Source organism: Lysinibacillus sp. FSL K6-0102 (assembly GCF_038003545.1).
GTDB lineage: Bacteria > Bacillota > Bacilli > Bacillales_A > Planococcaceae > Lysinibacillus > Lysinibacillus capsici.
Genome location: NZ_JBBOPH010000001.1, coordinates 3,130,055 through 3,142,901 on the forward strand (window position 1 = coordinate 3,130,055; position 12,847 = coordinate 3,142,901).

At 38.0% G+C, this 12,847-nt stretch carries 19 protein-coding genes; 2 read left to right on the forward strand and 17 right to left on the reverse strand.

Features of this window, described 5'->3' with window-relative positions; genetic code table 11:
* Window positions 1–97: 97 nt before the first annotated feature.
* Window positions 98–424 (reverse strand): nucleoside triphosphate pyrophosphohydrolase, encoded by a 327-nt coding sequence (locus NYE73_RS15940; RefSeq protein ID WP_259950882.1) that lies wholly within the window; start codon window positions 422–424, stop codon window positions 98–100.
* Between the two features lie 103 nt (window positions 425–527).
* On the opposite strand from NYE73_RS15940, the gene NYE73_RS15945 reads away from it, so the two are divergent.
* The gene (locus NYE73_RS15945; RefSeq protein WP_066036190.1) at window positions 528–935 is read left to right on the forward strand and encodes a hypothetical protein; all 408 of its coding nucleotides are present in this window, start codon (window positions 528–530) and stop codon (window positions 933–935) included.
* Window positions 936–1,107: 172 nt separating this feature from the next.
* Here NYE73_RS15945 and accC read toward each other — a convergent pair whose 3' ends face one another.
* From accC to NYE73_RS16010, 13 genes are all read right to left on the reverse strand, one after another.
* Window positions 1,108–2,475, reverse strand: coding sequence for an acetyl-CoA carboxylase biotin carboxylase subunit (accC, locus tag NYE73_RS15950; protein ID WP_004231135.1), 1,368 nt, complete (start codon window positions 2,473–2,475; stop codon window positions 1,108–1,110).
* 14 nt (window positions 2,476–2,489) lie between these two features.
* Complete coding sequence (accB, locus tag NYE73_RS15955) at window positions 2,490–2,996, reverse strand: acetyl-CoA carboxylase biotin carboxyl carrier protein (RefSeq protein WP_054549160.1); 507 nt, start codon at window positions 2,994–2,996, stop codon at window positions 2,490–2,492.
* Window positions 2,997–3,196: 200 nt separating this feature from the next.
* The gene (locus NYE73_RS15960) at window positions 3,197–3,751 is read right to left on the reverse strand and encodes a SpoIIIAH-like family protein (protein WP_004231131.1); all 555 of its coding nucleotides are present in this window, start codon (window positions 3,749–3,751) and stop codon (window positions 3,197–3,199) included.
* On the reverse strand, window positions 3,752–4,171 hold the full coding sequence (locus NYE73_RS15965) for a hypothetical protein (protein ID WP_048392288.1): 420 nt from the start codon (window positions 4,169–4,171) through the stop codon (window positions 3,752–3,754). It lies immediately after the preceding gene.
* Between the two features lie 62 nt (window positions 4,172–4,233).
* Entirely contained in the window at window positions 4,234–4,377 is a 144-nt protein-coding gene (locus NYE73_RS15970; RefSeq protein WP_004231124.1) for a hypothetical protein, read from the reverse strand.
* Window position 4,378: 1 nt separating this feature from the next.
* Window positions 4,379–5,290: a stage III sporulation protein AE gene (locus tag NYE73_RS15975; protein WP_004231121.1), complete on the reverse strand. Its 912-nt coding sequence runs from the start codon at window positions 5,288–5,290 to the stop codon at window positions 4,379–4,381.
* Between the two features lie 12 nt (window positions 5,291–5,302).
* Window positions 5,303–5,680 carry a hypothetical protein gene (locus tag NYE73_RS15980; protein WP_016994741.1) on the reverse strand — a complete coding sequence of 126 codons (378 nt, stop codon included), beginning with the start codon at window positions 5,678–5,680 and terminating at the stop codon, window positions 5,303–5,305.
* A gap of 5 nt (window positions 5,681–5,685) precedes the next feature.
* Complete coding sequence (locus NYE73_RS15985) at window positions 5,686–5,895, reverse strand: hypothetical protein (RefSeq protein ID WP_012295089.1); 210 nt, start codon at window positions 5,893–5,895, stop codon at window positions 5,686–5,688.
* Between the two features lie 90 nt (window positions 5,896–5,985).
* On the reverse strand, window positions 5,986–6,993 hold the full coding sequence (locus tag NYE73_RS15990; RefSeq protein WP_048392287.1) for an NAD(P)H-dependent flavin oxidoreductase: 1,008 nt from the start codon (window positions 6,991–6,993) through the stop codon (window positions 5,986–5,988).
* 194 nt (window positions 6,994–7,187) lie between these two features.
* Window positions 7,188–7,745: an elongation factor P gene (gene efp / locus NYE73_RS15995; protein WP_004231115.1), complete on the reverse strand. Its 558-nt coding sequence runs from the start codon at window positions 7,743–7,745 to the stop codon at window positions 7,188–7,190.
* A 17-nt stretch (window positions 7,746–7,762) separates the two neighbouring features.
* Complete coding sequence (locus NYE73_RS16000) at window positions 7,763–8,824, reverse strand: M24 family metallopeptidase (protein ID WP_081010950.1); 1,062 nt, start codon at window positions 8,822–8,824, stop codon at window positions 7,763–7,765.
* Between the two features lie 2 nt (window positions 8,825–8,826).
* Window positions 8,827–9,261, reverse strand: coding sequence for a type II 3-dehydroquinate dehydratase (aroQ, locus tag NYE73_RS16005; RefSeq protein WP_004231111.1), 435 nt, complete (start codon window positions 9,259–9,261; stop codon window positions 8,827–8,829).
* Between the two features lie 122 nt (window positions 9,262–9,383).
* Window positions 9,384–9,809, reverse strand: a complete 426-nt coding sequence (locus tag NYE73_RS16010) for a hypothetical protein (protein WP_048392286.1) — start codon at window positions 9,807–9,809, stop codon at window positions 9,384–9,386.
* Window positions 9,810–9,921: 112 nt separating this feature from the next.
* Between NYE73_RS16010 and NYE73_RS16015 the strand changes: the two genes are divergently transcribed.
* Window positions 9,922–10,893: a DUF1385 domain-containing protein gene (locus tag NYE73_RS16015; protein ID WP_048392285.1), complete on the forward strand. Its 972-nt coding sequence runs from the start codon at window positions 9,922–9,924 to the stop codon at window positions 10,891–10,893.
* Between the two features lie 36 nt (window positions 10,894–10,929).
* Here the strand turns inward: NYE73_RS16015 and NYE73_RS16020 are convergent, their stop codons facing one another.
* The 3 genes from NYE73_RS16020 to NYE73_RS16030 are packed head-to-tail and all read right to left on the reverse strand — an operon-like array spanning window position 10,930 to window position 12,843.
* Window positions 10,930–11,664 carry an ABC transporter permease gene (locus tag NYE73_RS16020; protein WP_340815618.1) on the reverse strand — a complete coding sequence of 245 codons (735 nt, stop codon included), beginning with the start codon at window positions 11,662–11,664 and terminating at the stop codon, window positions 10,930–10,932.
* Window positions 11,661–12,383, reverse strand: a complete 723-nt coding sequence (locus NYE73_RS16025; RefSeq protein ID WP_048392283.1) for an ABC transporter ATP-binding protein — start codon at window positions 12,381–12,383, stop codon at window positions 11,661–11,663. Before NYE73_RS16025 ends, NYE73_RS16020 begins: the two co-directional genes overlap by 4 nt.
* A complete protein-coding gene (locus tag NYE73_RS16030; protein WP_048392282.1) occupies window positions 12,376–12,843 on the reverse strand; it encodes a DUF3021 domain-containing protein in 468 nt (155 codons plus the stop codon). Before NYE73_RS16030 ends, NYE73_RS16025 begins: the two co-directional genes overlap by 8 nt.
* Between the last annotated feature and the right edge of the window lie 4 nt (window positions 12,844–12,847).

The window sequence follows — 12,847 nt, forward strand, 5'->3', positions numbered from 1 at the left end:
TTCCCTTACACATCACAAACAAGTGCTGTACTTACATTTATTATACTATAAAAAGGAAGGTTTGGCTGTCGAAAGCCGTTTTAATTTAAAACCGACTTTACTGATCCACTACATCGATTAAATAAATTCCCTTTTCAAATCCCCCACGAGCATTTCTCTTGTGTTCACGCGTCGCTTCTAGCTCCTCAAAGCTTACACCTAGCACACCGATAGCCATATGAATGAGCTCCAGTATGTCTGCGAGCTCTTCAACACTATCTTCTTTATGCTGGGCTTCGTAAAATTCTGTAGCTTCTTCTATCATTTTAGCCTTTATTGCCTTTACCAGCTCACTAGGTTCTAAAATGCGTGCATGATAGGATAAACCCTTCGCTTCAATTACTTCTAAAATTTTATCCCTCACTAGCTTATTGTATATTGGCATCCATTGTTTCACTCCTTTTCAGGGGGATGACTATTTCTTTCTTCTATTATATAGTATTCTTTCTATAATATAGAATTGATTTGAGATAAAGTAGAGGTAGAGTATGTTACAAAAATGGTTGTTTGGCATCGGTGGGGTTGTCCTCATGTTTACAATGTTTTTTTTATTTTTTGGGAATAGTGCTAGTGAAGATACATTGCTTGCGAAAAATATAATGGAAAAAGCAAATAATGGTACAACTATAGTTTCACTAAATAAATTAACGGATTTTGATTGGGAAAAAGCGCAAATTTTTGGACCTTATACAACGAAAGATGCGATTGAAGAAACAATGAACATACAGTTTAAAGGTAGTATTAGTGGATTAGATGTACGGGAAGATATTTTCCTTCTTGTATTTGCGAAAGAAGGCCATGCGATAAAGACAGCTGTGCTTTACAGAAACATAGGAGATTATTCAACAAAGAATGGTATGTTAACACCAGATAACGATCTTCTATCTATAAAATAGAACTTTTATAATCTTTTTCACACTTCAACTAGTACGGTTTAAGCTTCTATAACGGTCAATCTTACTTCTATGATTGATCTTCCTACCTGCAAGTAAGTCTTCTATCTAGTTATGCTTAGACATAAAAAACCTCCTAACTAATAATAGCTAGGAGGTTTAAACTTGCGAACGCTTACTTCACTTTTTCTGCTACACCCAATACATCGTTCTCTTCTAGGAACTTCGTATTGAATTGCGCTGATTTGAAGACATCATTGTTCATTAGTGCTTGGTGGAATGGAATGGTTGTATTAATTCCAGGACCAGATACTTCGAATTCACTTAAGGCGCGGTTCATTTTTGCAATCGCTTCTTCACGTGTATCCGCGTGAACAATTAGTTTTGCTACCATTGAATCGTAATATGGTGGGATTGTATAGCCTGCATAGACAGCAGAATCAATACGTACACCATAGCCACCTGGTGTTATATACGTATCAACAGTTCCTGCTGAAGGCATGAAGTTTTTATAGGCATTTTCTGCGTTAATACGGCATTCAATCGCCCAACCATTTAATTTTATATCATCTTGTGTGAATGGAAGCTTCTCACCAGATGCAATTTTTAATTGTTGTTGTACAAGATCTACACCAGAAATCATTTCTGTTACTGGGTGCTCAACCTGAATACGAGTGTTCATTTCCATGAAGTAGAACTTGTCCTCTTGATAGTCATAGATAAACTCGATTGTGCCAGCACCTTCATAGTTACATGCTTGTGCCGCTTTTACTGCAGCTGCACCCATTTCAGCACGACGCTCAGAGGATAGGGCTGGAGATGGAGCTTCCTCTACTAACTTCTGCATACGACGTTGAACCGTACAGTCACGTTCGCCTAAATGCACCACGTTACCGTAGCCATCTGCTAAAACTTGGATTTCACAGTGACGGAAGTACTCGATAAATTTCTCTAAATATACGCCAGGGTTACCGAATGCTGCAGCAGCCTCTTTTTGCGTAATTTCAATACCTTTTACAAGATCTTCTTCTGTACGTGCTACACGGATTCCTTTACCGCCACCACCAGCAGTTGCTTTGATGATGACAGGGTAACCAATTTTAGCAGCCCATTCTTTACCAGTTTCGATATCTGGTACAATACCAGTACCTGGAACAAGTGGAACGCCTGCTGCTTCCATTGTTGTACGTGCAACGTCCTTGATGCCCATAATTTTAATAGAATCAGATGATGGACCGATAAATTTAATGCCAGCGTTTTCACAAGCTTCAGCAAAATCAGCGTTTTCTGATACGAAGCCATATCCTGGGTGGATGCCATCAGCACCTGTCTTTTCAGCTACGCTAAGTAGCGCTGGGAAGCTAAGATAAGAATCTTTTGATAGCTTCGGTCCGATGCAATAAGCTTCGTCTGCTAACTTCACATGTAATGCGTCAGCATCTGCTTCAGAGTACACAGCAACCGATTGAATGCCTAACTCTTTACAAGCACGAATGATACGCACAGCGATTTCGCCGCGGTTTGCAATTAAAACTTTTTTCATTTGTTTTGCACTCCTTACTTAGCTTTTACAAGGAATAATGGTTGGCCGTACTCTACTAAGTCGCCATCTTTAACTAGAATTTCAACGATTTCCCCTTGCACTTCTGCTTCGATTTCGTTGAATAATTTCATTGCTTCTACGATACATACGATTGTTTCGTCCCCTACTTTGTCACCCACTTTTACGTAAGCAGGAGAATCTGGGTTTGGTGCTTGATAGAAAGTACCGACCATTGGAGATACAATTTTATGTAACGATGGGTCGTTAACTGATGGTGCCGCTGCAGCTGGTGCTGGCGCTTCTTCTTTCGCTGGTGCAGATGTTACTGCTGGAGCTTCTGCTGGTGCAGATTGTTGTACAACAGGGGCTACTACTTCTTTTTTAGGTGCTACAGTTTCTGTAACAACAACATTATTCTTTTTAAGTTTTACTTTTGCGCCATCTACTTCATACACAAACTCGTCAATAGAAGAAGAATCCACTAATTTGATAATTTCACGAATTTCTTGAATTTTGAACATTTCTAACTCTCCTTATGAATTAAAATCTACTACAATAACTATTCTATATTTTTTCGTATCAATTTGAAATAGTTAAATGAAAATTAAGTAAATATGAACAAAATAAAAGGCTTTCCTTTACTAAGCGAAAGCCTTTTCATGAAGCTGATATATAACAACCTTTTAATAATTAACTAAAAATTTATTTTTTTCTTTATTTTTTAATAATTATTTGCACTGAACTTAACTTGCACATCATTTGCGCCTTCCATCTCTGTTTTTACCAAATAAATAATTTCGTTTGCTTGGGCTTTTGACAATTCCTCTGCCATCACTGTCACCGACACTTTTTCTCCCTCAGCACGAACAAACGCATCAGAGTAGCCTAATGATTTTACGAGCATCTCAAGCATAGCTTCAGCTGATTCACGTTTAATAAGGCCATCCATTTCATTATATGCCTCATTTTTTTCTTCGGCAGAATATTCTTCTGAGGCAATCTTTTGTGTTAACTGTTCACGAAGCTGGCTTCTCTCATCACTAACCTGCATACGCATTTCTTCAAATAAGTGACTTGGTGAAGATACTTCTTGTGTTATATCATTTGTTGCCTCCTGATCTGTAACACCTGTGACAGCTGTTTGTTGCAGTGTATCATCTGTAAAAATAGTAAGACCATTGAATTGCTTTGCTGGATCTACCAAATAATACACTGAAATGACTGCTACTAAACTTAATAATGTCATAAACCAAACTGTTCTTCTACGTACGCGCATTTACTTTTCCTCCTTATTTTCCATTGGAACGATAATAATTCGATGAATCGGTAATTGCATCACTTGACTGACGACAGCACGAATTTCATTTTTCACAAAGATATCGGAAGCACCCTCTGAAACAACGAGCATTCCTGTCACGTTTTTCGTGCCTTGTTCAGTCCCTCGAAAATATTGGCTGAATAGTTTATTGGCATTCTGATCATCTGTCATCTCTCCATAATAAAAGTAGACTTTAACCTTCCCAACACCTTCCATTGCCTTCAGGGTTTGCTCAAGTTTTTCTTCATTCGTGAGCGGTGAACCATTGTCGCTTGTTGAATTCGTTTGATACATAGGTAAAATGATGAAAATTCCCACGGAGGCAGCTATCAAAATTAAAACCATCAATGACGTTGTTTTTTTTCGTGTCTTTTCCACATCACTTGTACATTGCCTCCTTTCATCTTCTCTTTTTCAAGTGTATGTACGCTTGTTTCTTCCTATGAATTGATAAATGGAATCTTTAATAGCAATTGCAAAAATACTAACGTGATGACCAACTTTGTCAGTGAAATTATTTCCTTATCATCCGTTAGAAACACAAAAATCTGACAGACAAACAGCAATGCCAATAAAAGAATCAATCTATCTCCCCCCTGCCATGACTTGTACGAACACAATGAGGAAAAAACAAGAAAACATAAATGAAAAAGCAATTAAAAATGATACAGCACATAAAGTAAATAGTGATTTGCTAACTTGATCTAGTAGTCTACAAATATCATCAAAGGCAATCGGTTCTAAAATAGCAGCGAGCATTTTCAAAGAATAGGCACTAACTACAAGCTGCACGGTTGGGATAAAAGACACCGTAATGACGGCGATAAAGGCGCTAATACTTGTAAGAGAAGATGTAAATTGAGTCATATGCTGAAACATCGAAAAACTATCCACAATAAAAGAACCAACAACTGGAATATTTTCTTCAATTAATTTTTTGACGGGCTCTGCTACAGCCGCATTGACACTAAATGCTGCTACACCACTTGCGGTCATCAGTAAGACATAGCAAATAACTGAGGCCGACACGATGCTCATAATTGTAAAGCGAATCAATTCAGCTATTCGAGTAAAGGATATTTCCTTTACGATCACACTGCATACATCAAAGACAATGGCCAAAAGCACGCCAGGAATAAGCCACTTACTACTGATAATGGTGAGGACTTGTACAAAAAACAGTAAAAAAGGCTGCCAGGAAGCAATCGCTGTAATACTACTGGATAATAAAAAGCTTGATGTAAGAATCGGATAAAATGCCGTAAATAGATGGGCTAGTCCTTGTGCAATTTCATCAATTAATGTAAAGGAGTTGACAACAACAGGACCGATTGTTGCTAAAACGATAAGAAAAAAAAGTATCCTTGTCCCTTTTTCAAACTCTGGTAATAGCATGTTCACAATCAAAATGATGATGACGTAGCTGCAAAGCATGAGCGTCATCTTGAGCAAGAGAAAGAATGGGTCGATTAAAAACGATAATATTTGCTCCTGCAATGGCTTCGCTCCTTAGTTTAGCCTTTTTAAAATGGCCGACACCTCCTGTAGAACAGCCAGAAATTCTTTAAACCAATACAGCAAAATCACAATTTTCACCGCAGCAAAAACGATGTTCCCGAGCACTTTATAATTATGTTCTGCCAAAAGCAATGCCACCCACTGCCCGACATAGAACATACTTGCACTGATTAAAATAGCCTTCGCATAAGGTAAAAACGCAAGTGTTTCTAACAATTGTTTGGCGAAAGGCAATAAAAGCGTCGAGAACAACATGCCAAAAAGCAAAAAAGAAAACATCACACTGATTAGCGCATGGAGTGGCTGTATAACTTCTTTTATCAGCAATAATAAAAGCAGCATGACAACAGCGACGATGACAATTTCCATTCACATTACCCGGATGAGGTAAGCCATTGGAAGAAGGTTAAAATCTCATTAAAGAATAGACGTAAAAATCGAAGTAATTCTGCTGTCATATATAAGTAAGCAATGAAAAAGAGGAAAAATGAAAACTCCTTCTTCCCTGTTTGATCAAAGAAAACATGAAGAAGCGCAACGACTAGTCCCACTCCAGCAACTCTTAATACGTCTTGTAATTCCATTCCTACGCCCCCTCGTGTACAGCAATATATGTCGCTCTTCAAAAAAAAAGACCTCTATACAGATGTATAGAGATCTTCTACGATAAAAAATTATAATAGTTTGCTCACAATGTTTTTCACCGTATCCGTTTGCTGTATGAGGTGACTATTTTCACCCATCCACATGGATAAATATTCTGCATTACCTTGCTCAGCACTTTCCTTACGAATGGTAGTCGTTAGATAATTTTGTAGTGGATAGGGTGCTACTGTCGCATCCTCCATACGTTTCGTGAAATCATTTGCTAAACCTCTTGCTGGTTTACCAGTAAATGCAAGCGTAATCGTCGTTTGTTGTTCTTTTGATGCCAATACAGCATTTTTATAGAGTGGCGAAATTTCGCATTCATCTGCCACTAGTAAAGCCGTCCCAATTTGAACTGCCTGTGCCCCACTTTCAAGTGCCTTTTGAATATCCTCTTTGGTTACAAGGCCTCCCGCAGCTATAATTGGAATCGCAACTTTTCCCACTACTTGTTGTAGTAAGTCATGCAATGGAATTAATTGCAGAGGGTCAGTAAAAGAGCCTCGATGACCGCCAGCCTCTCCCCCTTGTAATACAACCGCATCCATTCCTGCTTGCTCCACCAGTATGGCTTCCTCTAATGTGGTAGCAGTACCAATCGTATAGACGCCATGATCTTTTAATTGTTTAAGAACAGCTGGAGATGGCAGCCCAAATGTAAATGAACAAACTGCTACCTTTTCTTCAATCACAGCTTGAACCTGTCCTGCAAAAACTTCCTTTGATGTTACGCTCTGTACAGGGGATAATCCTAATTCATCGTAAAAAGGTTGCAGTGCCATTCTGGCTTGTTGTAAAACCTCGACATCAATTTTGGGTTCTTCTTGCACAAATAAATTGACCGCAAAGGGCTTTGTCGTTAATTTCTTCACTTCTTGAATAAACTGCTTTGTTTGTTCACCATCTAAGTAACCTGCACCAATTGAACCTAATAGGCCTGCCTCAGCACAAGCCGCCACAAATTTAGGTGATGTCACGCCTGCCATTGGTGCTTGTATAATTGGATATCGCATATCAAATGTTGTTTGTAGCATACCTTTCACTCCTTACTCTGATTGTAAACAATTCTACCAGTAATGACCATCTATCTGATGATAGAAACTTGATAGTACCTCAATAAAAATTAAATAGTGCTTCTATCTATTATCACATTAAATGAACGATTTGACAGTATATGTATAAGAAAAAAATAAAAACCTACTCTTTAATGAAAAGAGTAGGCTGATCATTATGCACGTGAAACGTAAGAACCTTCATCCGTGTTAATGATTAAAACGTCACCTTGGTTAACGAAGAATGGTACTTGTACGATTAGACCTGTTTCAAGAGTAGCAGGTTTTGTACCGCCAGAAGCTGTATCACCTTTGATTCCTGGTTCTGTTTCTGTTACTTCTAATTGAACAGTGTTTGGTAATTCAACACCTAACATTTCACCTTGGTAAGATTGAATATGCACTTCCATGTTTTCTTTAAGGAATTTTAATTCATACTCAATAGCAGATGAAGCTAGTTCAGTTTGCTCATATGATTCCAAGTCCATAAATACATGTTCGTCACCTTGTGCATATAAATATTGCATTTTACGATTATCGATTTGTGCCTTTTCAACTTTTTCACCAGCGCGGAATGTTTTTTCATTCACTGAGCCGTTACGTAGGTTACGTAATTTAGAACGTACGAACGCAGCACCTTTACCTGGTTTTACGTGTTGGAAATCTAACACGCGGTATAATTGGCCATCAACAATAATTGTTAGACCTGTACGGAAATCGTTTACTGAGATCATTTGTGTTCCTCCAAAGTTTATAAAATAATGAGTTCTTTTGACGAATGTGTTAGTAGTTCATTACCCGTTTCTGTGATTAAAATATCATCCTCGATACGGACACCACCGATTCCAGGTAAGTAAACACCTGGTTCAATCGTCACGGCCATACCTGGCTCTAGCACTGTATCAGAACGCATCGATAAGCCAGGGCCTTCATGTACTTCAAGACCAATACCGTGTCCTAAAGAATGACCAAATGCTTCGCCATATCCTTTTTCTTTTAAGTAGTCACGTGCAATCGCGTCCGCTTGAATACCTGTTAATCCAGGACCCACTTTTTCAAGTGCTAACAGTTGAGAAGCAAGGACTGTATTGTACATATCTACCAATTTTTCAGATGGTTCTCCCACAGCCACAGTACGTGTAATATCCGAAATATAGCCATTATAAAGCGCACCAAAGTCTAATGTAACAAAGTCGCCTTTTTCAATCACTTTATTCGTTGCAACGCCGTGTGGTAATGCTGAACGAAGACCAGACGCAACAATCGTGTCAAACGAAGACTGAGTTGCTCCTTGTTTACGCATGAAAAATTCTAATTCATTCGAAACTTCAAGCTCGGTTTTACCAGGCTTGATGAAGCCTAAAATATGTGTAAATGCGTGATCTGCAATTTCACACGCAGCCTTAATAATATTAATCTCTTGTTCCGTCTTAATCAAGCGAATTTTTTCAATTAGCCCAGAAATCGGCACTAAATCTGCTTGAATCTTCGATTTATACAGTTCATAAGTGCCATAGCTTACAGTATCTTTCTCAAAGCCCAATAATTTGATACCCATATTATTTACTTGAGTAGCAATTTCTTCAATAATTGTGGCTTCATGCTTGACAATACGGAAGTCCTGAATTTGTGCAGCAGCCTGCTCTGTATAACGGAAATCTGTAATAAATACAGCATCATTTTGAGACACAATTGCTACGCCTGCTGTCCCTGTAAAACCTGTCATATAGCGACGGTTGTACCCATTCGTAATTAAAATACCATCGATGCTTTGTTCTTGAAGTGCTTTACGTAGCTTTTGTAATTTCAACATAATCAATTCTCCCTCTCGATAAATGTACGTAGTGCCAGTTCATAGCCTTTCGTACCTAGTCCACAAATTTGACCAAGGCAGGCCGGAGCAAGATAGGAATGATGTCGGAAAGCCTCACGTTTGTGGATATTGGAAATATGTACTTCGATAACTGGCACAGAAATACCTGCTATCGCATCATGCAATGCGATGCTTGTATGGGTATATGCACCAGGATTAAAGATAATACCATCATATTTTTCGTCCTCTGCTTCATGCACCCAATCTACTAGTACCCCTTCATGATTGGATTGACGAAATTCAACTGTAGCACCTAAAGAAGCCGCAAGATTTTGAACATTTTCTCGAACATCATCCAATGTTTCATGTCCATAAATATGTGGCTCTCGTTTACCAAGTCGATTTAAGTTCGGTCCATTCAAACATAATAACTTCACGCTTCTATTCGCCTCTTTCTATGTACTTGCCATTTATTTTATCATACACCGTGCATTCAGCAACTAATTTCAACTAGTGGTGCCATAAATATCCCCTTAAACGAAGGGGATATTTTGTACCTTCAACTTTGTTTTTGTGCTGTATGTTCCTTCTGATGGAAATTGGCGGTTTCAAGCAAGAAACGTAATAAACAAATAACGGTCACCATAAAGGGAATCGACAGTTTTTTAAAAGACGTAAGCTGTAATGGTAAATCTAAAGCAATCCATTCCAATGAGATGGTCACCAAAAGACCTAATAAAAGGGAAGAAAAAACAGCTGGGATGATATATACATAGCGCATAGTCATGTATAAAAATAAGCCGATAATAAATAGTAGAAAAATAAAAAAGGTCCATTGAAATAATTTGGAGCTTTCTTCAAACCAATTCCATTTTTTATAAAACCCTATCGGATGCCATTTAATGAGATGGAAATAATGTAAACCTTTTAAGCACAGCGCTAAAACAAGCGCATTGACAAGTGCTGTAATTGTCGCTACTTTCACCCTATACCTCTCCTTTATGCACACTAATTATTTCCTAAAATGTACGATTAGTGTAGCCATATAGAAAATTTACTATGCGTAACGGTAGAGGTTTTTCACTAAATTTAGTACAATGGTACAGTTGAAATATATAAAGAGAGTGGTGTTAGCCTTGAGCAATTCACCTGTATACGGGGGACAAGCACAATTAGAGGGTGTGATGTTCGGAGGAAAGGAACATACTGTTACAGCCATTCGTCGTAACGATGATTCCATTGATTATTATCATTTCAAAAAAGTACAAAAACCTTTGTTACAAAAGCTTAAAAAAATCCCATTTGTACGAGGCGTTGTCGCGCTAATTGAATCCGCTGGCTTAGGTTCTCGTCACATGCAATTTGCTGGGGATCGCTATGATGTGACACCTGGTGAAGAGGAAGATCATAAAGAAGAAGGCTCTAAACTTCAAATGATACTGGGCGTTGCTGTAGTAGGTATTCTTTCCTTTCTATTTGGAAAATTTGCCTTTACATTAATTCCTGTTTTTATAGCTGATTTTTTCTCAAAATGGATTGAAGGAAAAACGGGACAAATTTTACTGGAAAGCGGTATTAAATTATTGTTACTGCTAGCCTATTTATATTTTATCTCGTTAACACCCCTCATTAAACGAGTATTTCAGTACCATGGTGCAGAGCACAAGGTGATAAATTGCTATGAAGCTGGATTAGACATTACCGTAAAAAATGTTCAAGCTCAATCACGCCTACACTATCGTTGCGGCAGTAGCTTCATATTATTCACAGTGTTCGTTGGGATGTTTTTATATTTCTTTGTGCCTACAGATCCACTGTGGCTTCGTATTTTAGATCGTATTCTATTAATTCCTGTTGTTCTGGGGATCTCATTTGAAGTCTTACAAGCGACAAATGCCTGCCGTAATATTCCAGTGTTACGCTTCCTTGGCTACCCTGGCTTATGGCTCCAATTACTAACAACTCGTGAACCGAAGGACGATCAAGTAGAAGTAGCGATTGCTTCCTTTAATATGCTACGCCAAGTAGAGCAGCAACCTGAAATCGCTGCGACATTAAATCATGATTAATAAAAAAGGCAGCCCAACGTCGGAGCTGCCTTTTTTTCATTTTGTACTGCCTTGCATTTTCTGCTTAAACATAAAGATAGCGAGAATTGTCATAATTATTGTATAACCAATGACAACAATAAGTGAATAAAACACATTCGCATACTCTGCATGTAAGATAGCCCTAGCTGCATTGACTGCGTGCATGAAAGGTAAAAGCTGCGCAATCTTTTGGAATGGTCCACCAATCATATCTAATTCGAACCATGTTCCACTTAACCAAGTTGTCACATTAACAAAGATGGCAAATATCCCTCCTACCTGCTTATCTGTAAATAATGTCCCAAATAATAATCCACAACTAATATAGAGTGGTGAAATTATTAGAAGTGCAAGAATCATAAAGAGGATACACTTATTAAATGGCAACCCTAAAAACATGGCGGTAGCTAAACAAACAAAAATTTGTAGCAGAGCTATTGGTAGTAAAGATATCATATACCCTAAAATGTAATCAGCGGCAGACAAAGGAGAAACAAAAATCCTCATTAAAAAGGATGAACTTTTATCTTTTCCTAGTAACATTCCTGAAAACAGTGTGAGAAAAGAAAAACTAAATACAATGACGCCCGGTGTTAGGTTATTCATTTCATATAAAGCAAATGGCATATTTTTTTGCATAACAGAAAATAAGCCCAATAAAAGAATTGGTAAGCCTATACCAAATAATAAAGTGATTGGATCACGGACAATCTCTTTATGATTCCTTGTTGCAAACGCAGCTACCCTCACAATAACGCCTCCTCTGTTTTTTCCAAGAATACCTCTTCTAAAGAATGCTTGCCTGTTTCACTGATCAATTGTTGGATCGTGCCTAGTGCACATATTTGCCCATGATGCATAATTCCTACACGATCAGCTAAAGCCTCTATCTCCTCCAAATAATGGGAGGTCAAAATAATCGTGACATGTCCTTTTAAGTGCTTCAATATGTTCCATACATCATTCCTTGCCCGTATGTCCATCCCTAAAGTCGGTTCATCGAGGAACAATACCTTTGGGTTTGACATTAAAGCCATTGCTACACTTAAACGACGCTGGTAGCCGCCAGATAGTGTCTTAGCCTTGTCATGCTGATGTGGAGTCAGTCCGAATAAGGCCATTTTGTCATATACTTGTTGTTGTGCTTTTTCTTTTTCGTAGCCATAAATCTGACTGAATAATAATAGATTTTCATATACCGTTAAATTAGGCGCAATGGCCGTTTCTTGAGGAGAAATATTAATAACTTGTTTTACAGCCTGTGTATTTTGCACAATGCTTTTTCCATCTATTGTGGCATCCCCCTCTGTAGGTGAAAGGAGCCCACACAACATTTTGATTGTGGTTGTTTTGCCAGCACCATTTTGTCCTAAAAGAGCGAAAAGTTCACCTTGATGGATTTGTAAATTTAATTGATTAACGACTACACGCTCTTTATAAAGCTTTGTTAAATCTCTTATGTTAATCATCCTGCTCTTCACCTCGATTGGTAAGAATCGCATTAATTTTTTCTATGTCACGTTGTGAAAATCTATATTGTAAAACCCATGTCACAATATAAGTTCCAAGAAAGCTGGCTACGAGAGAAAAAATATTAGCCATCGTTTTTGGCATCCATAGTAGCGTTACAATCGGTATCCAAATCATTGCCGTTATGAAAAAGTGGACGAAATATTGCTTCAACATTCCCCAGCTAGCCATTTCAAAAATAAGTGCAGCAAGAGCAAAGGTAATGCCAATAACACCCGTTAATAGAATTTGAGTAATTATTGCACTTATTTCATCTGTAAAGTAAGCACGAAATTCTGGTACCACCCAAACATATTTTCCTTGCCCTATGCCCATTGATACAAAGAATTGCACAATTTGTCCCATCACTATACCGATCAAAAATCCACCAATAATACGTGTTAAAATGTCTTTTCGCATATTT

What these genes read in the sequence shown, in the direction of transcription:
- NYE73_RS15985 (WP_012295089.1), bottom strand. Translation starts at nt 5,895, where the DNA reads ATGGAATTACAAGACGTATTAAGAGTTGCTGGAGTGGGACTAGTCGTT.
- accB (WP_054549160.1), bottom strand. Translation starts at nt 2,996, where the DNA reads ATGTTCAAAATTCAAGAAATTCGTGAAATTATCAAATTAGTGGATTCT.
- NYE73_RS15960 (WP_004231131.1), bottom strand. Translation starts at nt 3,751, where the DNA reads ATGCGCGTACGTAGAAGAACAGTTTGGTTTATGACATTATTAAGTTTA.
- NYE73_RS15940 (WP_259950882.1), bottom strand. Translation starts at nt 424, where the DNA reads ATGCCAATATACAATAAGCTAGTGAGGGATAAAATTTTAGAAGTAATT.
- accC (WP_004231135.1), bottom strand. Translation starts at nt 2,475, where the DNA reads ATGAAAAAAGTTTTAATTGCAAACCGCGGCGAAATCGCTGTGCGTATC.
- NYE73_RS16025 (WP_048392283.1), bottom strand. Translation starts at nt 12,383, where the DNA reads ATGATTAACATAAGAGATTTAACAAAGCTTTATAAAGAGCGTGTAGTC.
- NYE73_RS16015 (WP_048392285.1), top strand. Translation starts at nt 9,922, where the DNA reads ATGGTACAGTTGAAATATATAAAGAGAGTGGTGTTAGCCTTGAGCAAT.
- efp (WP_004231115.1), bottom strand. Translation starts at nt 7,745, where the DNA reads ATGATCTCAGTAAACGATTTCCGTACAGGTCTAACAATTATTGTTGAT.
- NYE73_RS16000 (WP_081010950.1), bottom strand. Translation starts at nt 8,824, where the DNA reads ATGTTGAAATTACAAAAGCTACGTAAAGCACTTCAAGAACAAAGCATC.
- NYE73_RS16030 (WP_048392282.1), bottom strand. Translation starts at nt 12,843, where the DNA reads ATGCGAAAAGACATTTTAACACGTATTATTGGTGGATTTTTGATCGGT.
- NYE73_RS15945 (WP_066036190.1), top strand. Translation starts at nt 528, where the DNA reads ATGTTACAAAAATGGTTGTTTGGCATCGGTGGGGTTGTCCTCATGTTT.
- NYE73_RS15980 (WP_016994741.1), bottom strand. Translation starts at nt 5,680, where the DNA reads ATGGAAATTGTCATCGTCGCTGTTGTCATGCTGCTTTTATTATTGCTG.
- NYE73_RS15990 (WP_048392287.1), bottom strand. Translation starts at nt 6,993, where the DNA reads ATGCTACAAACAACATTTGATATGCGATATCCAATTATACAAGCACCA.